This window comes from Shewanella denitrificans OS217, from assembly GCF_000013765.1.
Taxonomy (GTDB): Bacteria; Pseudomonadota; Gammaproteobacteria; order Enterobacterales; family Shewanellaceae; genus Shewanella; species Shewanella denitrificans.
In genome coordinates this window covers 3,615,716-3,641,580 of the sequence record NC_007954.1, presented here as the reverse complement: position 1 = coordinate 3,641,580, position 25,865 = coordinate 3,615,716, and the positions used below count along the sequence as shown (strand labels likewise).

Sequence of the window (25,865 nt, the reverse complement as noted above, 5' to 3'; positions counted from 1 at the left end):
ATAAGTCTGGCGATTATTTAGCTTAAGTATTGGCTGATTAATCATGCAAATTGTTAATCTGTGCACATGAGTGGTGGCACGGGATAAGGGCCCAAAGTAAGTTTGGGCAAGGTAAGCCGCATAGAACGGCATAACTTGGTCCGAGTATTCGCCTCAATCGACGAATGCTTTGGTCATTTACACCAGGGAGTTTATATGAAGTTATTAACCAAATTATCCGCACTAGCATTGGTCTCTGCCAGTCTATTGTCTGCCACAGTTGCCCAGGCCGAAGAAGTGGTACGCATGTACAACTGGTCTGACTATATTGCAGAAGATACGCTGGAAAATTTCCAAAAAGAGACAGGCATTAGAGTCGTTTATGACGTGTTTGACAGCAACGAGCTGGTGGAAGCTAAATTGCTTTCTGGTCGTAGCGGTTATGACATAGTTGTGCCTTCAAACCATTTCCTCGCTAAGCAAATTATTGCCGGTGCATTCCAGCCATTAGACAGAAGCAAACTGACTAACTATGGCAACCTAGCCACAGATCTGATGAAGCAGCTCGAAACCGCCGATCCCGGCAACAAGTTTGCCGTGCCTTATCTGTGGGGAACCAATGGTATTGGTTATAACGAAGGTAAAGTAAAAGCACTGTTAGGTGATGATGCGCCAGTAGATTCACTTGAATTAATATTCAATCCTAAGTATTCATCAAAATTGGCCGAATGCGGTATCGCTATGCTGGACTCATCGGAAGACATGATGCCAGAAGCGCTGATCTATTTAGGCTTAAACCCAAACAGTAAAAATATTGGTGATTATCAAAAAGCCGCCGATTTAATGATGACGATTCGTCCCTACATCACCTATTTCCATTCATCACGTTACATTTCCGATCTTGCCAATGGCAACATCTGTGTCGCTTATGGATTCTCCGGTGACGTATTCCAAGCGGCGGCCCGTGCCGATGAAGCGAAAAATGGTCACAAGATTGGCTACGCTATTCCAAAAGAAGGCGCGAACTTGTGGTTTGATATGTTAGCCATCCCAGCGGATGCCGAAAACGTTGAAAATGCCCATAAGCTTATCAACTACTTACTGCGCCCTGAGGTCATAGCCCCAATCACTAACTATGTGGCATATGCAAACCCAAATAAGCCTGCCCAAGCCTTAGTGGATGAAGCGATTCGCACCGATCCTGCCATCTATCCTTCTCAGGAAGTGATAGACAAGCTGTACATAGGTGAAATTCGTCCCCTTAAAGTGCAGCGCGCCATGACACGTGCTTGGACCAAGGTTAAATCAGGACAATAAGTTTTAAGCCTAAGTGGTAAGCCTAGACTCATGGAGAAGCTTGCTTCTCCATGATTGTTTAATGACAATCAAAAATAACAAAATAAAGGTTTTAGCCTCTTGGCTTTGGGCCGGTAAGACGGAGAAGTATTATGTCAAGCACCTCGGGCACTGCCCAACACACGGCGCCGCAGCCACTAACAACACAGCCACTAGCACCACAGCAAGCCGCCGAACCACAAGTGCTGCTAAAGATAGATGGCGTGAGTAAGTTGTTTGATGGCGTGCGTGCCGTAGACAAAGTGTCACTGACTATCAATAAAGGCGAAATATTTGCGTTGCTTGGTGGCTCAGGTTCTGGCAAGTCGACCCTACTTCGCATGCTTGCAGGCTTTGAGCGCCCCAGTGAAGGCCGAATTTACTTGGATGGCGTAGACATTACCGACATGCCGCCTTATGAGCGGCCAATCAATATGATGTTCCAGTCCTATGCGTTATTTCCGCACATGACGGTTGAGCAAAATATTGCCTTCGGCTTGAAGCAAGATAAATTACCTAAGGATGAAATCACTCAGCGAGTGGCAGAGATGCTCAAGCTGGTGCACATGGAAAAATACGCTAAGCGTAAGCCGCAGCAATTGTCAGGTGGCCAGCGTCAGCGGGTGGCCTTGGCGCGCTCCCTTGCCAAACGGCCTAAGCTGTTGTTATTGGATGAGCCCATGGGGGCCTTGGATAAAAAACTGCGTACTGAAATGCAGCTCGAAGTGGTCGAAATTCTCGAGCGTGTCGGCGTGACTTGCGTCATGGTGACCCATGATCAAGAAGAAGCCATGACCATGGCAGGGCGTATCTCCATCATGAGTGAAGGCTGGATAGCCCAAACTGGCTCACCCATGGACATTTACGAGAGCCCCAATAGCCGCATGATCGCCGAATTTATCGGTACGGTTAACTTGTTTGAAGGTGATATCGTCGAAGATGAAGCGGCCCATGTGATCATCGCCTCTAAGACCTTGTCGCAGCAGTTTTATGTGGACTATGGCGTCTCGACCAGCGTGGAAGACAAGCACGTTTGGCTGGCGCTGCGTCCAGAGAAAACCATTATTTGCCGTGAGCAGCCAGAGGGTGAATACAACTGGGCCAAGGGTGTGGTGCATGACATCGCCTATCTTGGGGGCATTTCTGTGTACTACATCAAGCTTGAAGATGGTCAAATCGTGCAGTCGAGCATGGCCAACCGTGAACGTCGAAGCGATCGCCCGACTTGGGAAGACCAAGTCTTCATCAGCTGGGAGGCCAGCAGCGGCATGGTATTAAGATCATGAAAATAAAATCCCTATTTGGTTTTATCAAGGGTCGGCACCTCACCATGGGTATTCCATACCTGTGGTTATTGCTGTTCTTTGCTTTGCCCTTTGCCATAGTATTAAAGATAAGCTTCTCTTCGGCGGCGATTGCCATCCCGCCCTATGAACCGACCTTTAATTATGTGGATGAGGCGCTGAACATCTTCCTTAACCTAGGTAACTACCTGTTATTGCTTGATGATCAACTCTACTACATGGCGTACCTAAGCTCGATTAAGACGGCGTTTGTGGCGACCTTAGGCTGTTTGCTCTTGGGCTACCCCATGGCCTATGCCATCGCTAAAGCGCCAGCTAGACTGCAAACTGTGCTGTTGCTGCTTATTTTGCTGCCCTCTTGGACGTCGTTTCTTATTCGAGTCTATGCCTGGATGGGGCTATTGAGTAACAACGGCCTGATTAATAACTTCCTGCTGTGGACTGGGGTTATTAGTGATCCCATCCAAATGTTGAATACCAATTTCGCCGTCTATATCGGCATAGTGTACGCCTACCTGCCGTTTATGATTTTGCCCTTGTATGCCACCTTAGTAAAACTGGATATGAGCTTAATCGAGGCTGCATCGGATCTGGGTTCACGCAGCATCAATACCTTCTGGCGGGTGACCTTGCCCCTATCAAAGAGTGGCGTTATTGCTGGCTCCATGTTGGTGTTTATTCCTGCCGTAGGCGAGTTTGTTATCCCTGAGCTGCTGGGCGGCCCAGATTCTTTGATGATAGGTAAAATTCTCTGGCAAGAGTTTTTCAATAACCGCGATTGGCCTGTGGCATCGGCACTGGCAATTGTGATGTTGGCTTTGCTTATTATCCCCATTACCTTGTTCCACCGCTATCAGGCAAGAGAGTTGGAGAAAGACCTATGAAAAAGTTAAGTTTCTCCAACATCATGCTGTGGCTAGGGCTGATTTTCCTCTATGCCCCCATGTTCATCTTGATTTTTTACTCCTTCAACGGCTCAAAGCTGGTGACTGTGTGGGGCGGTTTCTCCACTAAATGGTACAGCGAGTTGTTTGAGGATCAACAGATCTTGGACGCCGTCTGGACCAGTCTGCAAATTGCCTTCTACAGCGCCAGCATGGCGGTGATCATAGGCACTATGGCAGCCTTCGTGATGACCCGCTTTCGCCGCTCTTGGGGCAAGATAACCCTGTCAAACATGATAACCGCGCCCTTGGTGATGCCAGAGGTGATCACAGGTTTATCCTTGATGCTGCTATTTGTGCATATGGCGGACTTAATTGGCTGGCCGACCCAGCGGGGCATGTTAACCGTTTGGCTGGCTCACTCGACCTTCTGCGCCGCGTATGTGGCGGTGGTGGTGTCATCTAGGCTTCGCGACCTTGATTTATCCATCGAAGAAGCGGCCATGGACTTAGGGGCTACGCCCTTTAAGACCTTTATGCAGATAACTGTGCCTATGATAGCGCCCGCGCTGTCGGCGGGTTGGTTATTGTCATTTAGTTTGTCCTTGGATGACTTAGTCATCGCAAGCTTTGCCTCGGGACCTGGGGCGACTACCTTGCCGATGATCGTCTTTTCCTCGGTGCGCCTCGGGGTCTCGCCTAAGATCAATGCGCTAGCGACCTTGATCATTTTGAGCGTGTCCTTGATCGCCTTCCTGTTGTGGTTTTTTGCCAGAAGGGCAGAGAAGAAAGCCAATATGCAGTGATGCGCTGATACGTTAATGTAATGTTGGTGGAGAGTCACACCCAGTTGTTAGAGCAGTTTGGCAACTCTACGTTCGTGGCTCACGAACACATTCAGAAAAGGTGATGACTCACCCATTAAATCAAAGTCGCAGGGTTCCACCCTGCACTGGCCAAGAGGGGAAAACAACAGCATTATCCCCTCTTGCCGATCTGCTGCGAGAGTCCCCCGTGCCGCCCGCGAAGTTGTACTCTTGTGACGTGAAGCTCATATTCACCTAAAAATTCCTAACAGCTCGACGGCACGTCCATGTGCCCTACGAGCCTTAACCATTTCTGATAGGCAGGATGCCTGAATGCCATGTAATCCATGGACGGATGAGAGTGGCCCTGATGGTTACACGGTATTTTTAAGTGAATATTTCGGCACCTTCGAGGGTAATAGGTGCAATCTGTGACAGTTGTGTCAATTGAGAGTTAGGTGTGTTGATTTTATGAGTAATAGATCAAAGCTGATGTGTAAGAGAAAGTGAGTAGCATAAGGTGATAAAGTTAAAACAATATCAAGTCATTAGCCGTCAAATAGTCTAAAAAACAACTACCCCGTAAAAGCAAATTCCTATAGCATCTTACGTTAAGTCAAGAGCTACCAATTAATCTGGATGTGGCAGCGGCCATATTTGGGAATAAGTCCAACACGCGATTTATGCCTTGCAAACAGCGCAAGGCATAAAGACTAAGACGTTATGTGTAATAGAGGCTCCACAGGAATGGTCAGTTTCTTTAGTAAAATATCTATAGTATTACTTGTAGCCATTTCGTTGTCCGGTTGCCCTAGATTTGCGTATATTGATTTATATAACAACACATCAGAGGTTATATTTGTATCTGCATCTAATGAAGAACTGAAAGTAGATGTAGGTACTCGCGGTAGCTTCAAACTTACAGGTTCAGAGTTTATTGTGACTTCCGAGTTAGGTAACTGGAAATACGAAAGGGTAGTTCCACATAAAGGTGAAGATGGTCCTTATTTTAATGGCACGTTAAAAGCACAGATAAACCAAGATGGTAAAATCTATGCATTAAAATTAGAGGAAAGTGCTCCAAAACTAACATTTGAATCGCAACCTAAGGGGTACCCAATTGAGTCAACAACACATCACCAGTAGCACCAACGGACTCCGTAATATTGGCACCTTTTGCGCAAAGAAACGCACAAAAGTCGCCTACATCATTAGACCATTACAGAGTAAGGGGCTTTGTGTTTAAACCATGATTAGTCTATTTAGACGGACAAGAATAATTGATACGCCACTCAAAGCTGAAAAGGCTATTGAGAAGTTGTATCAGCTTAATAATAAGTACGTAAGTCGTGTTAAGTTTGTTGAGGTTGTCAGCAAAGGAACACGAACCTTTGGTGTTTCTTTTTATAAAAATATCGCTTACCAACAGCTGAATTATTCTGTATCCAAAGAACTTTGGATTGAGAATTGTGAGTCTGGCTCGAAACTTCATGTAAGAACAAGGCCTATCGTTTTTATCTGGGCCTTTCCTGTCATTATGTTAACAATGTTGCCTCACTGGTTATATGTGCATGGCCTTGCCGGTTTTATTATTTATGCGGCACCAATACTCTGCTTAGATATCTTATTTTTAGGAAAGTCGATCCCTGAAAATAGAAAGCTTGATTCCTTGATAGATGGGATATTTTCTTGAGATGTAATAAACGTTAATTGTGCCACCTAGGGTAAAATTTTTGGGCTTTATGCTTTTAGTTAAGTGATTTACATCAATGCTAAAAGGGTGAGCCATGGCGCTGTAGTAAGAGAGTTGCTAGACGACCGTCCATTCCATGGCTGCTCCTCGGCATGTTACTTATAGGCCATTGATGTTTACACAAGAGTCTTCAAAAAATAATAAAAATGGGGATGATATGATCATCCCCATTTTTTATATTCACGATATACGAGCCAAACACTTGGCTGAGATGATTAGTCTCTGTTGCCCCAAGGGTTTGTAGCGCCTTTGCTTGGATTGGCGTTAGCCGCCTGGCCTTCATTTGAGGCTGAGCGTCTTGGGCTACGAGTAGGGCGTGAAGGCGTGTTTGCGCCAAGTGCCGCTTCACCAGCTGGTTTTGGGGCGCGGCGTGGACGCTTTGCAGGCTTCTCTTCTAAGCCTATGCTTTGGGCGACTCTGTCGTTGGCCTTACGGTCATTGGCATGCTGGGCATGCTTAGGGCGATTAGGGTTCGGCTGCTTGTGCTGTGGCTGGCTCTTGGCTTGACTGCTGCGTGCGCCATGGCCGTGATTCGATGCAGTGCGGCCCTTAAGGTTTGGCTCGGGCAAGCTGTGTCTTGGCTCGTGCCCTGGAATGGCTTTTCTGTCGATGACTCGGCCAATCAAGCGCTCGATGTCGTGCAGTAATTTGACTTCTTCATCGGCCACTAACGACACGGCTTGTCCACTGGCTCCAGCGCGGCCGGTACGGCCAATACGATGCACATAATCTTCTGACACGTTAGGTAAATCGAAGTTAACCACAAATGGTAATTGGTCGATATCGATACCGCGGGCGGCGATATCTGTGGCCACCATGACTTGCACTTTACCGGCTTTAAAATCCGCAAGGGCTTTAGTGCGCGCGCCTTGGCTTTTATTGCCATGAATGGCCGCGGCTTTGATGCTGGCGGCTTCAAGGTTTTTGGCAATACGGTTGGCGCCGTGCTTAGTGCGAGAAAACACTAACACTTGCTGCCAATTATTGTCTTTAATCAAATCGATAAGCACAGAGGTCTTGTCGCTCTGGCCCACTGGGGTGACCCACTGAGTCACAGTGTTGGCGGTGGCGTTGCGCGGCGTAACTGAAATCTCAACCGGATTGTTCACTAACCCTTTGGCAAGCTCGCGAATGTCATCGCTGAAGGTGGCCGAGAACATCAGGTTCTGACGCTGCTTTGGCAGCATGGCTAATACTTTACGGATATCACGAATGAAGCCCATGTCCAGCATGCGGTCGGCTTCATCTAACACTAGAATTTCTAAGGTGCTAAAACTGAGCGCCCTCTGGTTGCACAAATCCAGTAGTCGACCTGGGGTTGCCACCAAAATATCCACGCCCTGCTTTAACGCCGCAATTTGCGGCACTATGGACACGCCGCCAAACACGACCGCAGATTTAAGCGGTAAGTTGTGACCATAAGTCTCAACACTGTCGGCCACTTGAGCTGCCAGTTCACGAGTTGGGGTGAGCACTAAGGCACGCACTTGGCCACGTTGTGCAGGTTTGCCTTTAGACAAAATTTCTAATAATGGTAATGTAAAACCAGCGGTTTTCCCTGTCCCTGTTTGGGCCGCAGCCATGACGTCTTTGCCTTCCAATACAGCTGGAATAGCTTGGGCCTGAATGGCTGTTGGTGTGTCATAGCCTTGTTTAGCGATGGCTTTTAGCAGGGCGGCACTGAGGCCTAGGGAGGAAAAACTCATACAAAATACTCTTCGGCAGCTAATGCGCTGCAATAAATGATCGGGTGCCAGATCTGGCGGCCGTGAAGCTTACCCTAAGTTGGGGTAAATCGCCATCAATACCCGTTTTCAGGGGCTAACATAAATGCCTGGCGGCTCGCTGGAGTCGATTTCAAATCACTTAGGCTTAATTGTGTGGTTTTTATCTTCTATGTGGCACATTTTTCTACACTTTTTATAATATCCAGTGCTAAATTTGAGCTTATTACCTACAATGCGACTTTGCCACTCATGACCTATCCTAAAATTAGGGCGTAATGAGTCCCCTTAATATCGAGGCCTAAATGACCAGTAAGCTAGCAGCGGTTTCTCATATAGAGAAAATAGCCCTTGGGTTAAGGGATCAAGCCCATGCAGTGATAAAAAACATCCTGATGATGTCTGACATTCCTACTCAAGAACTGCAGCATGCCATGAAGCAGCTCAGTCATCAGGGGCGGGTGGCACTGCATTTTCATCCGGACCGGATCGATAATCGCGGCCTAACCGTAGTGCAAGGCTTATTGCGCGATGGCATTTACAAGAGCCAATTCGAAACCCATATCTCCAATGGCCAATTGTCACCAGAATTAGGCGGCCCACGGGATCATTGGGAGAACCAGCTATTTGGCAATAGCTATTCGGGGATCAAGTCTCGGCCTAAATACGGGGCGCTGGATTTAGGCCTGTGCCCATTAGGCCCAGCGCCACGCTTTGGTAGCTGCTATTTTTTGACTCACTCTCAAGTCTTGTCTCGCTGCACATTCAGCTACATGGACTCCTATCGCTTGCCAAAAGAAAAGGGCACCTTAAGCTGTTTCGATGCCATCTTGGCGGCGCTCTTGAGTGAGAGTTTTGAGCGTTGTTATGCTTTAGGTCGCCAGCCATTTAAGCCCAGAGACATCATGGCCCACATGGCCTGTGAGGCTAAGTCATCGGTGGCGGCGCGGTTCGAACTGCCAGGTTTAGGCAATCTGGATCACTATATCGAAGCTCAGATCCACGGTGATGTGTCTCTTGCCGACGACATTGGCTATCTAGTGGCGGACCCAAGTTTTAAAGGCACTGAAACTGAGGAGTACTTCAATCAGCTGTGCAGTGACTATCAAATAAACCTTCATTGGCACAATGGCTTAACCTTAGCCTGCGATAAGGTGCCGACAGACTTTCGCGGCGCCGCAATGCCTGTACTGGCCAAGCAAATTGCCATCGATGAGGTTATTGACGCCAAGACAGTTGGCGCAGAAGCCGCAAGACTGCAAAAGCAGCCCAGTTCATGGAGTGAGCGCGGCTCTCAGGCCAAGAAAACCCAAGAACTTAAGTTGTTATGGCATGTGTTGGTGAGATTCGGCAAACCTAGGGAAGACAATTTTGATAATCATTGAATTTGTCAATAAATACAGGCAGTAAGTTTAAAGATGAGTGTAGGGATGAGTTTAAGGAAGAGTTTAAGGAAGAGTATGATAAGACAATTTTATCCTGAGGAATGGTCTGTCTATAAAGGCTTACGATTAGCGGCGTTGACAGAAGCGCCCGATGCCTTTGGTAGTACAGTTGCCGCTGAAAGTGGCCGCAGTGATGCTGATTGGCAAGACTTTTTAAACCAAGGGATTAATTGCAGCAATTCAATGCCACTGCTGGCGCTGCATAATGGCAAAGCCGCTGGGCTTGCATGGGGTAAAATGGATAGCCTTAGCTCGAACCCTAGCCCTAGTATCAGCCAAGATACCGCCTATCTGTATCGAATGTGGGTTCATCCTGACTATCGAGGCTTAGGGATAGCACGGCAGTTAATGGCCGCGTTTAAGACTTGGGCTATCAGTGGCGGCGCCACTGTGCTGGCACTCGATGTTGCCATAGACAATAGCGGTGCGTACCACTTATACCGTGCTTTTGGCTTTAATGATGCGGGGCAACCAACGCCGTTAAGGCAAGGCAGTCAATTACAAGTTCAACCTATGGTTTACCAATTAGCTTAAGGAAAATAGATGTCTGTAGTATCAACCCAAAACGCCGAGCATTATCTCTGGGGCGACCATTGTGATGGATGGCATTTAGCTAAAAGTCCGAATTTAAGTGTCATTCAAGAATCCGTGCCCAGTGGCTGCGCCGAAATACGTCACTATCATGCCCACAGTGAGCAGTTCTTCTATGTGTTATCAGGAGTGGCCACACTAGAACTTGATGGCACAATTCATCAGTTAGCAGCAAATCAAGGGTTGCACGTCCCTGTTTTGATGGCGCATCAATTAAGCAACGTGAACGAGGAAACGCTGGTATTTATCGTGGTCTCAACGCCGCCAAGTCATGGGGATAGGATCAATGCCTAGTCTCTTTTTAGCCATTTTTTAATTTAAGACTCGCAGAAGAACACAATGCTTCATATCGAGTCTAGTACTGACATAAGGTGTAATAATCAACTGCTTGCAGACTGTTTGTTGCGGCTGTATATTAACACTTGTGCATTTATCAAGCGCATCTAACGCTAATCAATCAAGGATGGGATCATGGTTCAAAAAGGAAGTTGTTTATGTCAAAAGGTGACATTTGAGATAGACAGTGAATTCGAAGATGTACTCAACTGTCATTGTACTATGTGCCGTAAATTGCACGCCTCGGCATTTCGCACCAGAGCTAAAATTAGCAGCCATGGCTGGAACACCTTAACCGGTGAGGATTTGATCCGCTTTTATGAGTCATCACCCGGTGAGCACAAAGGATTTTGTTCCAACTGCGGCTCGAGTCTATTCACCAAGTTTGATGCTAATCCAGATGTGCTAGGTTTTCCCTTAGGCACCTTAGACACCAATCCCAATGTTAAAGCGACTCGACATATCTTTGTTGCTAACAAAGCCGATTGGCATGAAATCACAGATACACTGCCCCAGCATCAAGAGTTTGGTTAAGCTACAAAATTAATGCAGAGTAAATATGGGATTTGTTGAAGCTTTCAGCCTACGGTAAGGTTTTCAATAATATAAAAGGATTTAGATTTTATGCTGTATTTAAAAGAATGTTGGTTTTGGCTTAGCCTAAGCCTGCTTCCTCTGTGCGCTTTGTTTTCTGCTGGCTATTTAGCAGGGCAGGTCCTTTACTCAGATCCATTTACCTTTGAAAGTATCGGCCAATTCTCCATTATTCCTTTTTGCATCTGTGTTGCTTTTGAGTTGAAACGCAATCTAGCTCACGCAAAAGTTAGGTTTAATTGGGAGTACTTCTAAGGCGGGTTGGTCTGAACTTTTGTCATAACAATGGGTGTACTGGTCAACCCAAATTGGACACTTTTAGTTGAGAATTTTCAAATTCTACAGGTGACAGATCACCATTAGCAGAATGAAGTCGCTCCAAGTTGTAATATTTCATGTAAGCAGTCACATCTTGCTTCATAAACTCCCTTGTTGGTTGAGCAACTTTAAAAATCCAATCGTGTTTCAAACTACCAAAGAAACGTTCAACGACGGCATTATCCCAACACGCACCCACATCCCCCATACTGGCTCGGATACCATAGCTCGATAGCAGCTTACCGAATTGCTTGCTGGTATACTGTGAGCCTCGGTCACTGTGAAATACCAGCCCTCTGGCCGGTTGACGCAGGTTGTAGGCTTTCATTAATGCCTTAGATATCAAATCCGTGGTCATACGCTTGTCTATGTGCCATCCAACAATCCGGCGTGAATATAAATCCATTACCACTGCCAAGTACATCCAGCCTTCACCTGTCTTTAAATAGGTCACGTCACCTGCCCAAACCTGATTTGCGGATACTGGGTTAAAGTTCATGTTTAACAGATTATCAGCCACTGCATCAGAGTGTTTTCGCTGTGTCGTCACCTTGTAAGCTCGTCGCTGGGTAGCTTTGAGTCGAAGGCGGTGCATAATTTTACGAACGAGATAGCGACCAACCTGGTAGCCTTCCTTGCGCAATTTCTTCACCATTTCACGATTCCCTAAGCTGCCTCGACTTTGCTTAAATAGCTGTCGAACAAGGCGATAAAGCTTCAATGTTTCAAGGCTTATCACATTTGTAGGGCGTTTATGCCAATCGTAATAGCCTGACTTACTGACACTCATTACTCGACATAACAGTGCTATAGGGAACAGGTTTGATTGCTGTTTGATGAAGCGAAATTTTACTTCATTTCTCTCGCAAAGAAGGCACTTGCCTTTTTTAGAATTTCTTTCTCCATGCGTAATTCTTTGTTTTCTCTACGCAATCTTTTTAACTCATCACGTTCCGATTCTTCTAAGGCGATACCTTGTTGTAGGGCTTGGTGTTTTTCCTTCCAGTTGTAAAGCAGACTAGTGCTAACCCCAAGAGACTTTGCTGCATCAGCAACGCTATAACCTTGCTCTAGCACCATCAAGACGGCTTCATCTTTATATGCTTGAGGATAACTCTTATGTGATTTTTTTAGACTCATATAGACCTCTTAATTTATTGACCATACTGTCTCAAAATTAAGTGTCCGATGGAATTAGACCAGAACAGGTTGCATTATGGTGAAACCGAAGCGTCAGCAATGTGGCAGTGTAGAGAGCAATGCATTGCAGCGTTGAGCGCCTAAACCCTAAGGTGCTAGATCCTAGATCCTAGATCCTAGATCCTAGAACCTAGAACCTAGTCACTGTGGTATTTACCGCACAGGGCCGACAGCTGTTTTTGCTGCTCAGTATGGGTTTGCCCTAGGGGCAGGGCGAGGCCGACTGTGCGTTTAAGCTCTATGTCCGCAAGGGGGCGAAAGACGATGTCTTTGTGTTCTAGAATCGCGGGAATGGCTGGCACCAAAGCGATTCCTAGGCCGGCGGCGACTAGGCCAACGGCGTATTCCACGGTTTGAATTCTGGCTCTTATCTGCATCTTAATCCCTTCCATATCTAACAGCTGCTGCAAGCTAGTGAGTGCCTCACAGGGGGCGCGGTGGATGAAAGCTTGCTGCTGTAAATCGCCTAAATTGATGGATGATTTAAGGCTCAAACTAAAGGCGGGCGGAATGGCCAGCAGGTAAGTGTCATGCCACATGGGCAGAAAGTTTTCATTACTGGTGAGATCGCAGGTGCTGATGATTTTCGCATCGGCATCTTCGCTAGGCTCCACTAAGGTCAAGTCCATATCCGGGCAGGCATTGGTAAAGTCTTTAAGCAACATACTCATGCGCTGTACACCCAGGGAGCGTATTAGCCCCAGCTTAAAGGGCACTTGAATCTCGGGTTTGCTAAACAGGGCTTGAATGGCTTTAGACTCATTCAATAAGCGTTTAGCCAGTGGATACAAACGAGTGCCAGCATCTGTGGGGCTCACTCCCTTACCATGGCGCTGAAATAATTGAGTATTAAGCTCATTTTCTAACGTGCCTATGGCGGCTGAAATGGATGGCTGAGAAATGTAGCACAGCTTAGCAGCGGCGCTGATGGAGCCGCGTTCTACCACGGCAACGAAATAACCTAGGGCCCTGAGATTCACTTTACCTTCCCGTAAGATATAGATAAAAGCTATGGATGCTAAAGAAAAAGAATATTTTGCCTAAGGTAATATTGTGGATATGCTAAGTCAATCAAAGCAATGCCTTGTAGCACTAAAAACACAAATCGCTACCGCGCACTGGCTTAGAACAATAATAAACAGCTGCGGCTTTGCTGCGTCGAATAAAAACAGACTCAACACATCATTCATCACTTAAGTAGAGTGGCAATCGGTCCCATGCCTTATATGTGGTAGGCGAAAGGAAGGGTTAGCCAATAGATAATTAAAAGGAATGCTCATGTCCCGCGTTAAATTTGATTGGCAAGACCCGTTACAATTCGACAGCTTACTCACAGAAGAAGAGCGGATGATCCGCGATATGGTGCATGATTATGCCCAAGAAAAGTTAATGAGCCGCGTCTTGATGGCTAACCGAAATGAGCATTTTGATCGCGAGATCATGTCTGAACTTGGGGCATTAGGGTTACTGGGCTCAACCTTGCCTGAGCAATACGGCGGCTCCGATGCCAATTATGTCAGCTATGGGTTAGTGGCCCGTGAAATTGAGCGGGTCGACAGCGGCTATCGCTCGGCCATGAGCGTGCAATCTTCATTAGTCATGCACCCTATTTATGCCTACGGCAGCGAAGCGCAGCGGATGAAGTACTTACCTAAACTTGCCAGTGGTGAATGGGTGGGCTGCTTTGGCTTAACTGAACCCGATGTAGGCTCAGATCCCGGCGGCATGAAGACCCGCGCCACTAAAACCCAGGGCGGTTATGTGTTAACGGGCGCCAAAATGTGGATAACCAACTCGCCTATCGCCGATGTGTTTGTCGTCTGGGCCAAGCTTGACGGTGAAATTCGCGGCTTCGTGCTCGAAAAAGGCATGAAAGGCTTAAGCGCGCCTAAGATTGAAGGCAAGTTTTCGCTGCGCGCCTCTATCACAGGTGAAATCGTGATGGACAATGTGGAAGTGGGTGAAGATGCACTGCTGCCTAATGTGTCTGGCTTAAAAGGGCCATTTGGCTGTTTAAACAAGGCCCGTTACGGTATCGCATGGGGCGCACTGGGCGCGGCTGAGTTCTGCTGGCATGCAGCCCGTCAATATAGCCTAGATAGAATTCAATTCAATCGCCCATTAGCGGCAACCCAACTTATTCAGAAAAAACTTGCCGATATGCAAACCGATATCACCATGGGGTTATTCGCTTGCTTGCAAGCTGGCCGCTTGATGGACAGTGAAGCCCTGCCGGTTGAAGCCATTTCTATGATTAAACGTAACTCTTGTGGTAAGGCGCTGGATATTGCCCGTATGGCCCGTGATATGCACGGTGGCAACGGTATTAGCGATGAGTTCCATGTCATACGTCATGTGATGAACCTAGAAGCGGTTAACACCTATGAAGGCACCCATGATATTCATGCGCTGATCTTAGGCCGTGCCCAAACGGGTCTGCAAGCCTTCGGTTAACCTAAGGCCATGTAATCTGCGACATATTTACTGACCTCAGGGCTTAGCCCTGAGGCGATATCTATCATCCCAAGCTTGGTAAATTGGTGATAAATAATGCAGTTTTGGTGCTGATGTCGCTCAAAACTGACTATTTCAACTCAATTAACAAGCAGTGATGACGCAGTGAAACAGGGGATCGGGTTAGGTGGTTAACAATTCAGGCGAAACACTTAAGGTGGCTGGAATGGAAGACAGAGCAATAGCATTAGAGCGTCAGTTTATTGAGCGGGTATTAGCACAAGATTTTGAAGACATAGGCGAAGGCTGGGATCATAAGCAATTAGGCTTAAGCGATGCCGACTTTTTAGGCCTATTCGAGTCGCAATTAAAGAGCCGGTTGCTGGATTTAGAGTCCCGCAGAATGCGCGCCCGCAACCAAGGTTTTTATACCATAGGCAGTTCGGGCCACGAGGGCAACGCGGCTTATGCCTTGGCCACAAGGCCAACGGACATGGCGTTCCTGCATTATCGCAGCGCCGCCTTTATGATAGAGCGTGGCAGGCAAGTGCCAGGGGAGACTCAGCTGTGGGACATGCTGTTATCTTTTTCGGCCTCCAGCGATGACCCCATTTCTGGTGGTCGCCATAAGGTATTGGGCAGTAAGAGATTATTTATCCCGCCGCAAACCTCGACTATTGCCTCACATCTGCCAAAGGCTGTAGGCGCCGCCTTAAGTATTCCGCTTACCGATAGGCTAGCCATAGAGGCTAATATGCCTAAAGACAGCATAGTGGTGTGTAATTTTGGCGATGCATCCGCAAACCATGCCAGTGCTCAGACGGCCATCAATGCCGCCTGTTGGACAGCCTATCAGCAAGTGCCACTGCCACTTTTGTTTGTCTGTGAAGACAACGGCATAGGTATTTCTACCCGCACGCCAAAGGGCTGGATAACCGCCAACTTTAGTCAGCGTCCTGGGCTTAAGTATTTTTATTGTGATGGCAGAGATTTACTGGATACCTATCGTGTGGGTAAGCAGGCGGCAGATTATGCCCGTAAGCACAGAAAGCCGGTGTTCTTACATGTGCGCACAGTGCGGTTAATGGGTCATGCTGGCAGTGATGCAGAAATCGCCTACATGAAAAAAGACTATATTCTGCAAAATGAAGCCCAAGATCCTTTATTGGTGTCGGCGCAGCAGCTGATTGAAGCTAAGCTTTTGACGCCACAAGGGGTTATAGACCTTTATCATGAGCTAAAGGCAAGAATTACCGCCATCGCTATGGAAGTGATCCACAGGCCAAAATTGCAAACCGTAGAACAAGCCATGGCGAGTATCATCCCGCCCAAATTAGTCCCTTCTAAACTAGCAGCTTCCCAAGCGCCCATGCTCAGCGAAGCTGCTTTCAATAAGTTGATGTGCGCTGATAAGTTGTCCTTAGATAAACCAGTACACATGGGTAAGCTTATCAACCTCACCTTAACCGAGCTCATGGGGCGGCACGACAATATCGTGGTGTGCGGTGAAGATGTGGGCAAGAAGGGCGGGGTTTATCACGTGACCTCGCGCTTAGTGGAGCGCTTTGGGCCAAATCGGGTGATCAACACCTTGCTGGATGAGACCTCTATTTTAGGCTTAGCCATAGGCATGGCCCACAACGGTATTCTGCCCATTCCTGAGATCCAGTTCCTCGCCTATGTGCATAACGCCGAAGATCAAATTCGCGGTGAGGCGGCGACTTTATCTTTCTTCTCTAATGGTCAGTTTACTAACCCTATGGTTATCCGTATTGCCGGCCTAGGTTATCAAAAAGGCTTTGGTGGTCACTTCCATAATGACAACTCTTTCACCTTATTTAGGGACATACCTGGGCTGATTTTAGCTTGCCCCTCTAACGGTGAAGATGCCATGGCCATGCTGCGAGAATGTGTGCGCCTTGCCCAAGAAGAGCAAAGAGTGGTGATATTTCTTGAGCCCATCGCTCTGTACATGACTCGTGATTTACATGAAACCGGAGACAACCTGTGGGCGGGGCAATATTTGCCTCAAGCGAATGCGCCAAGGCTTGCCTATGGCGAGCTGGGTCAATACGGCAACGGCAAAGACCTGTGCATTATCAGTTATGGCAATGGTTATTACTTAAGCCGCCAAGCTGAAAAAATCTTATCAGAGCAAGGCATTGGCGTTACTGTGATTGATTTACGTTATTTAGCACCATTAAACGAGGCGGGCATTGCCGAAAAAGCCCGAGATTGCCGCCACATCTTGATCGTGGATGAATGTCGCCGCAGTGGTTCAGTGAGTGAAGCCATTATCACTAGCTTGCACGAGCAGTTAGGGGACTTATGCCCACCGATGGCGCGTATTACCGCAGAGGACTGCTTTATTCCGCTGGCGGATGCCGCCACCTTACCTTTACCAGTGCGAGACACCATAGTCGAAGCGGCGCTCGCCTTAGTGAAAGGCGAGTTAACTGCACAGGCTGCAAAAGCTGCTCGCAGCGCCGTAACTCGGGAGAAACAATCATGAGCCTAAGCCTAGTCGAGAGCCCAAAGCCTAAGCAAAGAATACTGGTGGTCGCCCCAGGGCGCGGCTGCTACAACAAGGATGAACTAGGGTATTTAAATCGATATCATGCTGATAAAAAAGATTTTATCGAAAACATTGATGAATATAGGCATCTCCATAAGCAGCCCAGTATTGCAAGCCTTGATGCTGAAGCTAAATACTCATTTAAGCTGCACACCCCAGGGGAAAACGCTTCGGCCTTGATCTATGCCTGCTCCATGAGTGATTTTATGGATATCGACCGTGAGCAGTACGAGATAGTGGCGGTCACAGGCAACTCCATGGGTTGGTATATTGCCTTGGCGCTTGCTGGCGCCTTGGATGAGGATGGCGCTATTAGTGTCATCAACACCATGGGATCTATGATGGCCGATGGCTTAATTGGCGGTCAGCTTATCTACCCAGAAATGGATGAGCTGTGGCGTTTAGATAGCGCTAAAACCCAGCTGTTAGATACTGTCATCGCAGAGGTGAATAACGAGGAAGGCTGTGCGCTGTTCACCTCAATTTACTTAGGCGGTTATCGGGTGTTGGCGGGCAATGAAGCCGGGCTTAAGCGCGCCGAAACCTTGCTGCCAAGCATTGATGATAAGTATCCGATGCGGCTTTATAACCATGGGGCGTTTCATTCACCTTTATTAGGGCAGGTAAGCGAGCGCGGTAAGGCGGCTTTGGCCGCTGAGTTATTCCACAAGCCGACTATTCCTATGATAGACGGCGAAGGCCGCATTTGGACTCAATACAGCACAGATACCCAAAAGCTACATGATTACACCTTGGGACATCAGGTATTGGCACCCTATGATTTTACTAAGGCCATCGCCGTCGGGGTCAAGGAGTTTGCCCCAGATAAAGTGCTGGTACTGGGTCCAGGTAACACCTTAGGTGGCCCTGTCGCCCAAGCGCTGATTGCCATGCAAGGTTTTGGCTGGCAATCAAAAACTGATTTTACGCAAGCGCAAGAAAACGAGCCCAAGCTGCTTGCCATGGGCCAAGAAGTTCAGCGTGCCCTTGCTAAAGGCGAGTGAGCTTGAGTAAGGGGTTCGCCTTAAAAACTGCATAAAAAATGCCACTCAATAAATGAGTGGCATTTTTATGTTTTCTATTTCACATGTCGTTCAAATTGAGTGATTTTGTGGCGCCGACATAAGCGGTTATCGCCACAAAACCTTAACATTGCCTTAAAAATTAACGTTGGATTCGTTTGAACAAGGGCCGTTGGTTTCACAGACTTTATAGTTGAAACTTGTGCCGGCTGAGTCTCGGAAGCGGTCAACAAAGGATGTGCGGCTTGAAGTGCCCACAGCAACACCGTCACGGTAGATGGTGTACTGAGCGGCATGACTATCACTCCAAGAAAGCGCGACCCGTATGCTACCACGGCGTGACTTGTTAGCACTGTCTATTGCTATGTCTAGGGCGACTTCTGGTACTTCAACGGCAAACTCTGCGGCTGTAGTGTCAGTTGCGCCATCGTTATCAGTTACAGTCAGCGACACTGTGTATGAACCCGATTGTGCATATTGATGAGTGACATTTGTGCCAGTGGCAGTTTGACCATCACCAAAGTCCCAGCTCCATGAAACCAGTTCACCGTCACTGTCTGTACTTGTGCTGTTGAAGCTGGCATTGCCATTGTTAAAGCTTGCGTCAAAGCTAGCAGCTGGGTTGTGATTTGGTGCATCATCTCCCACATAGCTACCCACTAAATTTGCCCCAGAGTAACGACTATAAGCATTAATCATTACCCAATAAGTACCTGCTTGGGCTGGAACTATGGGGCAGCTTTCAGTATTGCCATTTTTGAAGGGGCGGCAATCATAGTTGCTTGAGCTGGGGGCTTGGCCGTATTTAACATACATGTCAGCATCACCAGTACCACCTGACATAACAAAACTCAAATCAGTCGCGCCACTAGCCACGTCTAGGGTGAAGTATTGCTTGTTGCCAGCGTTGCCAGCTAAGTCAGTCACTGGCGTACCGTTTGTCAGTTTATATGCTGCTGGTGGAGGTGGTGGTGGCGGAGTTTCACAAGGAGTAATACCCACAACGGCAAAGGCTGTGACCACGTCGGCAGCACTTAAGCCAAGATCCGTTGCCGCAGATTTAACGCCGCAGGCACCCTGCCAAAATAAGCTATTAGCAGTCCAATAGAGTTGGTTTGCGACAACAAAAGTTTGAAATGCGCTGCGGGTATCCCAACCTGGCATGTTGGCTAAGGTGTAGAAGGCTTTATTGAAAACACCTGAACTATGGTGAACGTTCATACCATCATAATAATCGTCGATATGGCCGATTGAGTTACCATCTAAGGTCGGATCTGCCATGTAACGCAGTGCGCCGCTGGCTTTAAAAATGTCGGCACCCACTAACCAGTCGTTAGCGCCGCGCATATAAAACTCAGCCGCTTCACCAGCCATATCTGAGAAGGCTTCGTTCATGCCTCCAGATTGGTTGGCATATATTAAGCCTGAGTTTTGCTCAGTGAAACCATGGCTGACTTCATGGGCGGATACATCTAAGCTCACCAAGGGATGGAATCGTGTAGCACCATCACCAAAAGTCATGGCACTGCCATCCCAGAAGGCATTTTCATAACCGCTGCCGTAATGAACCCGCATGGTTAACTGGAAGGTTAGCGGCGCTGTGTTGTACCAGTCGCTATACATGTTATAAATCACGTTGCCGAAGTAGTGTGCATCGTTTAAAGGCGCATAAGCACCATTGATTTCTTTGACTGTGTTACGCGGGCAAACGTAAGAAAAAGCACTAGAGCCAGAGGTTGCGCCATTTAGGTTCACGGTTTTGACGTTAGCGGAATTCATGGTGCAGGTATCACCATTGACTGCAACGTCAAGGTTTAAAAAATCGACGCCGTACTCATATTGACCTGTTTTGATGTTGCCGCCAGGGCCCGTGCCTACTGTGGCGTGATTAATGCCTTCCCAGCGCTTAATGATTTCACCAGAGTGTGCATCAACAATAGTGAATGGACGGCTTGGTTGTTCACCGTAAACGACAAATGAGGTGATGTATACAAGGCGAGTTTGCGCTGCATCATCAAGGTAAATCCACAACTTGGCTTGTTGATTTTCAGCCTTCACACTAGCCACGGTTTTGTCTGATTTACCGCGAACTGCAATAGCTAATGCTTGGTCTACTGTTAGCTTAGGTTTGGCAAAATCAGCGGTTTTTTCAATGTTCTGTAATACACGGCCCGACATGTCGCTGTAAAAGCCCATGCTAGATTGCGAAGCCGCAACAGAGAAGCCAAAAATGGGCACGCCATGGAAATACTGCTGTAAACGCTGCTTCTGCAAGCCTTTACTTAGGTTGAGCTGTTTCTCAACTTTAAGTTGGCTGCCTTTATCTAAATTAAGCCCAGAGACTAAGTCATTGCTAGCTGCGCTACTTTTGAGGGTTGCGACATCGACCACATCAGCGGCAAATACCGATGTGCCTAATGTCGCTGACATGGCAATGAAAATCAGTGACAGTTTCTTATTTAACATCATGCTTGAAATCCTTTTTTACTGTGTGAATCGCCTTAATGCGCCATACATGATCATTGGCTGGGCAGATGATTTGAGAACGACGGCTTTATTTGGCTGTAGAGATCCTTTGGTGTTGAGGCACAAAAGAAGCAATTACACAGTTCAAAGCATTCAGGATATTAAGCTGTGCTTAGCCGAATAAGCTTATATCACCCAGATGTTACCAAAATGTAATATTTGATCAATCGGATAAAAAGACTATCTTGAGTGCCGAACTGAGTACTTTCGGACCTAGAATAGGCGCTTTGGCTTAGTTAGATGAGAGTGGCGAAAGTACGCTCGTGTGGGGGGGATGAGCATGCTGCTATAGGCGAGAAAAAGTCAGTATATGGCCTTTAAATGCTTGCTCTAAGTAGTCTGTGTGAAGGGGTTTAGTGTGTAGGCTGCTGAAACCGTATTCCAGCATGAGTGTGCTGAGTTTACTCTTTCGCCCACGGCCTGGGTCGACGATAATAACTTCACATTTTTTGTTCGCATGTTGTTGAATAAAATAGGCTAAGAGCTTTATATGTTCGTCTTCATACAATAAATCACTGCCAATAATTAAATCAAATAGGCCAAGTTTACTCTGATCATTGGCCCAATCCACCCGCTCAAAGGCTATGGTTTTGTCATTATTAAGCAAGGTATTGCGCGTAAGGAAGGCTTCCACTTCGGGATGATAATCTGTGGCGGTAATATCATCGTGCCTTTGGTTGAGCATTAAACTCGATAATGCAATGCCGCAGCCAATTTCCAAAATGCGCAGCCCAGCAGTGTGGTAATTAGCGAGGTGATTGGCAAGGACTAGGCTTGAGGGCCAGATAATACCGAAAATAGGCCAAGTGGCGGAGGAAATTCCCAAGCTGAGTGCCAGCCCTAAAGGATCGCTAAATTGTTGGTTGTCACGCAGGGTGCATAGGTGGAGATCCGTATCACCAATCTCAATAGTCTGATAACGGACGCGAAGGGGAGAAACTAATGGTGTAGTTATGGGAGGAGTTAAGGGGCTTGTCATAGGGTATCCGAAGTAAGCAGCTAGGCTCAGTCAGATATCCAATGAAGATATAAATGACAAAACAGGGTATTCCCCACAGTAAAGCATTTTGAGGCCAGCACAAGGGGATTCGACTAAAGCCTAGATAATAAACCTATGCTAATTGGCACAGGCTTATACCAATAATAGATTAGTGTGTGATCAAAGTGTTTCAATTTAGAAGCCAGAAAAGCAATTGCGCAATCTCAATCAAGTATTCTCATTGGGTCGCTGGCACACTCTCTCCTGTTGTGAACTTAAGGCGTGCTTTATAAAAAGAGTATTTGATGAAACAGAGTAAAAATCGTGGTCAGTTGAATAGAGTAAAAGAGGTGTGTAGCTATATTGGTCAACATCTGGATGAGGAGCTTAACTTAACCCATTTGAGCCAAGTTGGGCTATTGTCTCGATTTCACTTTCATCGGTTATTTTTAGCCGCCACAGGCATGCAATTGAACCGTTATATATTGCTTTTGCGACTTAAGCGGGCGTCATTTCGGTTAGCTTTCGAATCCAAACGCAAGATCCTCGATATTGGTATCGAGGCTGGATTTGACAGCGCCGAAGCCTTTAGTCGTGCCTTTAAACGAACCTTTCAGCAAAGTCCTTCACAGTTTCGCAGCAACCCCGATTGGCCTCATTGGCATTCGGTGATGACCTTAGTTAATCCACCTCAAGGAGACATTATTGTGGATGTGAAGCTTATTGAACTACCTATACAAAAAGTCGCTCAGTTAGAGCACAGCGGCGCCCCTGAAAAACTAATGGAAACGGCTAAACAATTTATTGAATGGCGCAAGACTACTGGGCTATCACCTGTGGCGATTAGCCGCACGTATGGCGTGCCTAATGGTGATCCTAATACCATGGCAGCTGAAGACTTCCGTTTTCGATTTTGTGGTTCAGTCAATGAAGCTGTGCCTGACAACGAGTACGGCGTCGTTACTGGTACCCTTGCCGGAGGCTGCTATGCTGTCATCCGCCATGAAGGCAGTCACGATGCCATGGAGTCGAGCATTTATGGGTTCTTCCGAGAGTGGTTACCACAAAGCGGCAAAGCTATGCGGGATGAGCCGCTGTTTTTTCATTATCTGAATTTTATTCACCAGGTAGATGAATGCGACTTGCTCACGGATATTTATCTGCCCCTTGAATAGCTGTTTGAGGTTAAGGGCTGAATGGGCTTGGTTAAGTTGTGATTTGATAATTCGATTAGGGTGATAGTTTTTATCCGTTATATTTAATTTAGATATGTCGCTATTCTATTTGCATCAACCAAGAGCGAGGCGTTTTTGGTTTTGTATTTAAACACAATGGAGCACGACATGACTCAATCAATTATCAATAGCACTATCAAGCCATTCAAAGCCACAGCATTTCACAACGGCGCATTTGTTGATGTGACAGAGCAAGACTTATTAGGCAAATGGTCGGTAGTCTTCTTCTACCCAGCCGATTTTACTTTTGTATGCCCAACAGAATTAGGCGACATGGCAGATCATTATGAGAAGCTGCAAGCAATGGGCGTTGAAGTTTACTCAGTATCAACTGACACACATTTCACCCACAAAGCGTGGCATGCAAGCTCAGACACAATCGGCAAAATTACTTACCCTATGATTGGCGACCCAACAGGCACTATCACACGTAACTTCGGCGTGATGATCGAAGAAGATGGCCTAGCACTGCGTGGTACCTTTGTTATCAACCCAGAAGGTCAAGTGAAAGTGGCTGAAATTCATGACCTAGGCATAGGCCGCAGCGCGCAAGAGTTAGTGCGTAAAATTCAAGCTGCTCAGTATGTTGCTTCTCACGATGGTGAAGTTTGCCCAGCAAAATGGCAGCCAGGTGAAGAAACACTAGCCCCATCAATTGATCTCGTCGGTAAAATCTAAACCTTAGCTGTAGATTAAGGTCAAAGTACCCCTTTTCTACTTTGACCTTAAGTTTGCCTAAGCTCCCCTGCAGTAATGCGATGTTAAGGCGTTAACGCTTGTATCGCAGCTGACGCTTAGGCAAGTGCTTTCATATTATTTAAGCCAATCATTATTGCTGAGATCTAGGTTGTTCCCCATTAAGCCGCCAATCCTTTAAGAGATCAGGCCTTAGTGGCAGCAAACTGTTATCAAAATTTCACTGATGCTAAATGAGTATCAGGTCAAAATTTAGGAGTTGTTATGTTAGATGCGAATGTAAAAAATCAACTGAAAACCTACCTGCAAAACCTCAAGCGCCCAGTTGAACTTGTCGTGTCTGCAGATGACTCGAAAAAATCTCAAGAGTTAACAAGCTTAGCCCAAGACATAGTCGACAGCTCAGCCTTGGTGACCTTGAGCAAAGTACAAGGCGCGCGCACACCAAGTATGGCGGTGATAAATCCTGACAATAATAGCCAGATTACCTTTGCAGGTCTGCCTATGGGTCACGAGTTTACCTCGTTAGTATTGGCACTACTGCACAGCGGTGGCCATCCATTAAAGCTCGACACCGATGTGATTGAACAAATTAAACAGTTGCCGGGTAAATACCAATTTGAGACCTATGTGTCCTTAAGTTGCCAGACTTGCCCCGAAGTTATCCAAGCATTGAATATGATGGCCGCGATAAACCCTAACATTACTAATGTCATGATAGATGGCGCATTATTTCAAGATGAAGTGGCACAGCGTAATATTCTCTCTGTACCTGCTGTGTATCTTAATGGCGAGCCGTTCTCTGTGGGCGCTATCAGTGTGGTAGAAATTTTAAATAAATTAGATACGGGGGCAGCAAGCCGTAAAGCGGAAGCTTTAAGCCAAAAGTCAGCTTTCGATGTGCTGGTTGTGGGCGGCGGTCCTGCGGGCGCTGCTGCGGCCATTTACGCGGCCCGTAAAGGTTTAGTCACAGGTATCGTTGCCGATAAATTTGGCGGTCAAGTGGCAGAAACCGTAGGTATTGAAAACTTTATTTCGGTATCTAAAACAGAAGGCCCAAAGCTTGTGGCTAACCTTGAGTCACACGTGCATGACTATGATGTAGATATCATGGCCAATCAAAAAGCCAATACTTTGGTTAAAGAAGGTCTATTTAAGCTAGGCCTTGAAAGCGGCGCCAGCTTAAGCAGTAAAACCATTTTACTGGCAACTGGCGCAAGGTGGCGTGAAATGAATGTCCCTGGTGAGCAAGAGTACCGCGGAAAAGGCGTGGCCTATTGCCCCCATTGTGACGGCCCCTTATTTAAAGGTAAGCGAGTGGCTGTGATTGGCGGCGGTAACTCAGGTATTGAAGCCGCTATCGATTTGGCCAACCTAGTTGAGCATGTGACAGTGCTCGAATTTGATGTGAACCTTCGAGCTGATGAAGTGTTGCAGCGTAAAGCTAAGTCTATGGGGAATATCACCATTATTACCCAGGCGATGACGACGAAAGTACTGGGTGATGGCAAGCGAGTGACAGGCCTTAGCTACACAGATAGAAAGAGTGGCGAGAGCCATGAAGTGACACTTGCGGGTATTTTCGTGCAAATCGGCCTAGTACCCAATACTGAGTGGTTAAGAGGCGTGGTGGAGCTAACCGAACGAGGTGAGATTATTGTCGATGCCAAAGGTCAGACTTCAATTCCTGGGGTATTTGCCGCGGGGGATGTCACCAACGTGCCCTTTAAGCAGATTATTATTGCTATGGGCAGTGGCGCTAGCGCATCCCTTGGGGCATTTGATTACCTTATTCGCCACTCGGATGAAGCTGTTATCCAACAGGTCAAAGCAAGTGAAACAGCAGCCAGCGCGGCATGATTGTTAGCTTTGTTAAATTTAAGCCAGCCTAGTGCTGGCTTTTTCTATTGACTTGAAATGATTTATTTAAATTATTTTTGCTGTCTATCAGCGATTTTAAAATTTAGAGACTAGAATAAGTTACAGATGAAAAGCTTGTGTATGTTAACTCAAGGATGGGTAAGCAAAATCTAGCGACTGTGTGCGGGTGTTTGACTTGTTCTGCAGTGACTCTATCGATGACACAAAGCGCTATTTATTGTGTGTTCT

General features: G+C 46.9%; 21 protein-coding genes. 16 read left to right on the top strand and 5 right to left on the bottom strand.

Annotated features, from left to right (window positions below; genetic code table 11):
* The first annotated feature begins 195 nt into the window (after window positions 1-195).
* The 6 genes from SDEN_RS15770 to SDEN_RS15745 all read left to right on the top strand — a co-directional run bounded on the left by SDEN_RS15770 (window position 196) and on the right by SDEN_RS15745 (window position 6,001).
* Window positions 196-1,296, top strand: coding sequence for a polyamine ABC transporter substrate-binding protein (locus SDEN_RS15770; RefSeq protein WP_011497455.1), 1,101 nt, complete (start codon window positions 196-198; stop codon window positions 1,294-1,296).
* Window positions 1,297-1,427: 131 nt separating this feature from the next.
* Window positions 1,428-2,600, top strand: coding sequence for a polyamine ABC transporter ATP-binding protein (gene potA, locus SDEN_RS15765; protein WP_011497454.1), 1,173 nt, complete (start codon window positions 1,428-1,430; stop codon window positions 2,598-2,600).
* Window positions 2,597-3,502: an ABC transporter permease subunit gene (locus tag SDEN_RS15760; RefSeq protein WP_041405852.1), complete on the top strand. Its 906-nt coding sequence runs from the start codon at window positions 2,597-2,599 to the stop codon at window positions 3,500-3,502. The genes potA and SDEN_RS15760 overlap by 4 nt, the downstream gene beginning before the upstream one ends.
* Entirely contained in the window at window positions 3,499-4,308 is an 810-nt protein-coding gene (locus tag SDEN_RS15755; protein ID WP_011497452.1) for an ABC transporter permease subunit, read from the top strand. The genes SDEN_RS15760 and SDEN_RS15755 overlap by 4 nt, the downstream gene beginning before the upstream one ends.
* Before the next feature lie 723 nt (window positions 4,309-5,031).
* A complete protein-coding gene (locus SDEN_RS15750; protein WP_198134605.1) occupies window positions 5,032-5,454 on the top strand; it encodes a hypothetical protein in 423 nt (140 codons plus the stop codon).
* A 103-nt stretch (window positions 5,455-5,557) separates the two neighbouring features.
* Window positions 5,558-6,001, top strand: a complete 444-nt coding sequence (locus tag SDEN_RS15745) for a hypothetical protein (protein ID WP_041405851.1) — start codon at window positions 5,558-5,560, stop codon at window positions 5,999-6,001.
* Window positions 6,002-6,276: 275 nt separating this feature from the next.
* Here the strand turns inward: SDEN_RS15745 and SDEN_RS15740 are convergent, their stop codons facing one another.
* Entirely contained in the window at window positions 6,277-7,767 is a 1,491-nt protein-coding gene (locus SDEN_RS15740; RefSeq protein WP_011497450.1) for a DEAD/DEAH box helicase, read from the bottom strand.
* 323 nt (window positions 7,768-8,090) lie between these two features.
* Between SDEN_RS15740 and SDEN_RS15735 the strand changes: the two genes are divergently transcribed.
* The 4 genes from SDEN_RS15735 (at window position 8,091) to SDEN_RS15720 (ending at window position 10,691) form a co-directional block, all read left to right on the top strand.
* Window positions 8,091-9,170, top strand: coding sequence for a DUF3626 domain-containing protein (locus tag SDEN_RS15735; RefSeq protein WP_011497449.1), 1,080 nt, complete (start codon window positions 8,091-8,093; stop codon window positions 9,168-9,170).
* A gap of 75 nt (window positions 9,171-9,245) precedes the next feature.
* Window positions 9,246-9,764, top strand: coding sequence for a GNAT family N-acetyltransferase (locus tag SDEN_RS15730; protein WP_011497448.1), 519 nt, complete (start codon window positions 9,246-9,248; stop codon window positions 9,762-9,764).
* Window positions 9,765-9,773: 9 nt separating this feature from the next.
* Window positions 9,774-10,115, top strand: a complete 342-nt coding sequence (locus SDEN_RS15725; protein ID WP_011497447.1) for a cupin domain-containing protein — start codon at window positions 9,774-9,776, stop codon at window positions 10,113-10,115.
* A gap of 177 nt (window positions 10,116-10,292) precedes the next feature.
* The gene (locus tag SDEN_RS15720; RefSeq protein WP_011497446.1) at window positions 10,293-10,691 is read left to right on the top strand and encodes a GFA family protein; all 399 of its coding nucleotides are present in this window, start codon (window positions 10,293-10,295) and stop codon (window positions 10,689-10,691) included.
* A 358-nt stretch (window positions 10,692-11,049) separates the two neighbouring features.
* On the opposite strand, the gene SDEN_RS15710 is transcribed toward SDEN_RS15720, so the two are convergent.
* Together SDEN_RS15710 and SDEN_RS15700 are read right to left on the bottom strand one after the other, a co-directional pair.
* Window positions 11,050-12,209, bottom strand: a protein-coding gene (locus SDEN_RS15710) for an IS3-like element ISSde6 family transposase (protein WP_086022092.1) whose coding sequence is annotated in 2 segments (ribosomal slippage) — window positions 11,050-11,960 and window positions 11,960-12,209 — 1,161 coding nt in all. Because the reading frame shifts where the segments join, the coding sequence is not laid out codon by codon here.
* Window positions 12,210-12,406: 197 nt separating this feature from the next.
* The gene (locus SDEN_RS15700) at window positions 12,407-13,249 is read right to left on the bottom strand and encodes a LysR family transcriptional regulator (protein WP_011497445.1); all 843 of its coding nucleotides are present in this window, start codon (window positions 13,247-13,249) and stop codon (window positions 12,407-12,409) included.
* A 298-nt stretch (window positions 13,250-13,547) separates the two neighbouring features.
* On the opposite strand from SDEN_RS15700, the gene SDEN_RS15695 reads away from it, so the two are divergent.
* The 3 genes from SDEN_RS15695 (at window position 13,548) to SDEN_RS15685 (ending at window position 18,302) form a co-directional block, all read left to right on the top strand.
* The gene (locus tag SDEN_RS15695) at window positions 13,548-14,723 is read left to right on the top strand and encodes an acyl-CoA dehydrogenase (protein ID WP_011497444.1); all 1,176 of its coding nucleotides are present in this window, start codon (window positions 13,548-13,550) and stop codon (window positions 14,721-14,723) included.
* 226 nt (window positions 14,724-14,949) lie between these two features.
* On the top strand, window positions 14,950-17,235 hold the full coding sequence (locus SDEN_RS15690; protein WP_011497443.1) for a thiamine pyrophosphate-dependent enzyme: 2,286 nt from the start codon (window positions 14,950-14,952) through the stop codon (window positions 17,233-17,235).
* Complete coding sequence (locus SDEN_RS15685; RefSeq protein ID WP_011497442.1) at window positions 17,232-18,302, top strand: ACP S-malonyltransferase; 1,071 nt, start codon at window positions 17,232-17,234, stop codon at window positions 18,300-18,302. Before SDEN_RS15690 ends, SDEN_RS15685 begins: the two co-directional genes overlap by 4 nt.
* Window positions 18,303-18,455: 153 nt before the next feature.
* Here the strand turns inward: SDEN_RS15685 and SDEN_RS15680 are convergent, their stop codons facing one another.
* Entirely contained in the window at window positions 18,456-20,789 is a 2,334-nt protein-coding gene (locus SDEN_RS15680; protein WP_011497441.1) for a M4 family metallopeptidase, read from the bottom strand.
* Between the two features lie 343 nt (window positions 20,790-21,132).
* The gene (locus tag SDEN_RS15670; RefSeq protein WP_011497440.1) at window positions 21,133-21,825 is read right to left on the bottom strand and encodes a class I SAM-dependent methyltransferase; all 693 of its coding nucleotides are present in this window, start codon (window positions 21,823-21,825) and stop codon (window positions 21,133-21,135) included.
* Window positions 21,826-22,130: 305 nt separating this feature from the next.
* Between SDEN_RS15670 and SDEN_RS15665 the strand changes: the two genes are divergently transcribed.
* The 3 genes from SDEN_RS15665 (at window position 22,131) to ahpF (ending at window position 25,616) form a co-directional block, all read left to right on the top strand.
* A complete protein-coding gene (locus SDEN_RS15665) occupies window positions 22,131-23,000 on the top strand; it encodes an AraC family transcriptional regulator (protein WP_011497439.1) in 870 nt (289 codons plus the stop codon).
* A 168-nt stretch (window positions 23,001-23,168) separates the two neighbouring features.
* Entirely contained in the window at window positions 23,169-23,738 is a 570-nt protein-coding gene (ahpC, locus tag SDEN_RS15660) for an alkyl hydroperoxide reductase subunit C (RefSeq protein ID WP_011497438.1), read from the top strand.
* Window positions 23,739-24,020: 282 nt separating this feature from the next.
* A complete protein-coding gene (gene ahpF / locus SDEN_RS15655; RefSeq protein ID WP_011497437.1) occupies window positions 24,021-25,616 on the top strand; it encodes an alkyl hydroperoxide reductase subunit F in 1,596 nt (531 codons plus the stop codon).
* The last annotated feature ends 249 nt before the right edge of the window (window positions 25,617-25,865 follow it).

Excerpts from the sequence above, each read along its gene's own strand:
- SDEN_RS15760 (WP_041405852.1), top strand. The coding sequence starts at position 2,597 with ATGAAAATAAAATCCCTATTTGGTTTTATCAAGGGTCGGCACCTCACC.
- ahpF (WP_011497437.1), top strand. The coding sequence starts at position 24,021 with ATGTTAGATGCGAATGTAAAAAATCAACTGAAAACCTACCTGCAAAAC.
- SDEN_RS15695 (WP_011497444.1), top strand. The coding sequence starts at position 13,548 with ATGTCCCGCGTTAAATTTGATTGGCAAGACCCGTTACAATTCGACAGC.
- SDEN_RS15685 (WP_011497442.1), top strand. The coding sequence starts at position 17,232 with ATGAGCCTAAGCCTAGTCGAGAGCCCAAAGCCTAAGCAAAGAATACTG.
- SDEN_RS15720 (WP_011497446.1), top strand. The coding sequence starts at position 10,293 with ATGGTTCAAAAAGGAAGTTGTTTATGTCAAAAGGTGACATTTGAGATA.
- SDEN_RS15740 (WP_011497450.1), bottom strand. The coding sequence starts at position 7,767 with ATGAGTTTTTCCTCCCTAGGCCTCAGTGCCGCCCTGCTAAAAGCCATC.
- SDEN_RS15680 (WP_011497441.1), bottom strand. The coding sequence starts at position 20,789 with ATGATGTTAAATAAGAAACTGTCACTGATTTTCATTGCCATGTCAGCG.
- SDEN_RS15755 (WP_011497452.1), top strand. The coding sequence starts at position 3,499 with ATGAAAAAGTTAAGTTTCTCCAACATCATGCTGTGGCTAGGGCTGATT.
- SDEN_RS15750 (WP_198134605.1), top strand. The coding sequence starts at position 5,032 with ATGTGTAATAGAGGCTCCACAGGAATGGTCAGTTTCTTTAGTAAAATA.
- SDEN_RS15725 (WP_011497447.1), top strand. The coding sequence starts at position 9,774 with ATGTCTGTAGTATCAACCCAAAACGCCGAGCATTATCTCTGGGGCGAC.
- SDEN_RS15690 (WP_011497443.1), top strand. The coding sequence starts at position 14,950 with ATGGAAGACAGAGCAATAGCATTAGAGCGTCAGTTTATTGAGCGGGTA.
- SDEN_RS15735 (WP_011497449.1), top strand. The coding sequence starts at position 8,091 with ATGACCAGTAAGCTAGCAGCGGTTTCTCATATAGAGAAAATAGCCCTT.
- SDEN_RS15770 (WP_011497455.1), top strand. The coding sequence starts at position 196 with ATGAAGTTATTAACCAAATTATCCGCACTAGCATTGGTCTCTGCCAGT.
- SDEN_RS15745 (WP_041405851.1), top strand. The coding sequence starts at position 5,558 with ATGATTAGTCTATTTAGACGGACAAGAATAATTGATACGCCACTCAAA.
- potA (WP_011497454.1), top strand. The coding sequence starts at position 1,428 with ATGTCAAGCACCTCGGGCACTGCCCAACACACGGCGCCGCAGCCACTA.
- SDEN_RS15670 (WP_011497440.1), bottom strand. The coding sequence starts at position 21,825 with ATGACAAGCCCCTTAACTCCTCCCATAACTACACCATTAGTTTCTCCC.
- SDEN_RS15665 (WP_011497439.1), top strand. The coding sequence starts at position 22,131 with ATGAAACAGAGTAAAAATCGTGGTCAGTTGAATAGAGTAAAAGAGGTG.
- ahpC (WP_011497438.1), top strand. The coding sequence starts at position 23,169 with ATGACTCAATCAATTATCAATAGCACTATCAAGCCATTCAAAGCCACA.
- SDEN_RS15730 (WP_011497448.1), top strand. The coding sequence starts at position 9,246 with ATGATAAGACAATTTTATCCTGAGGAATGGTCTGTCTATAAAGGCTTA.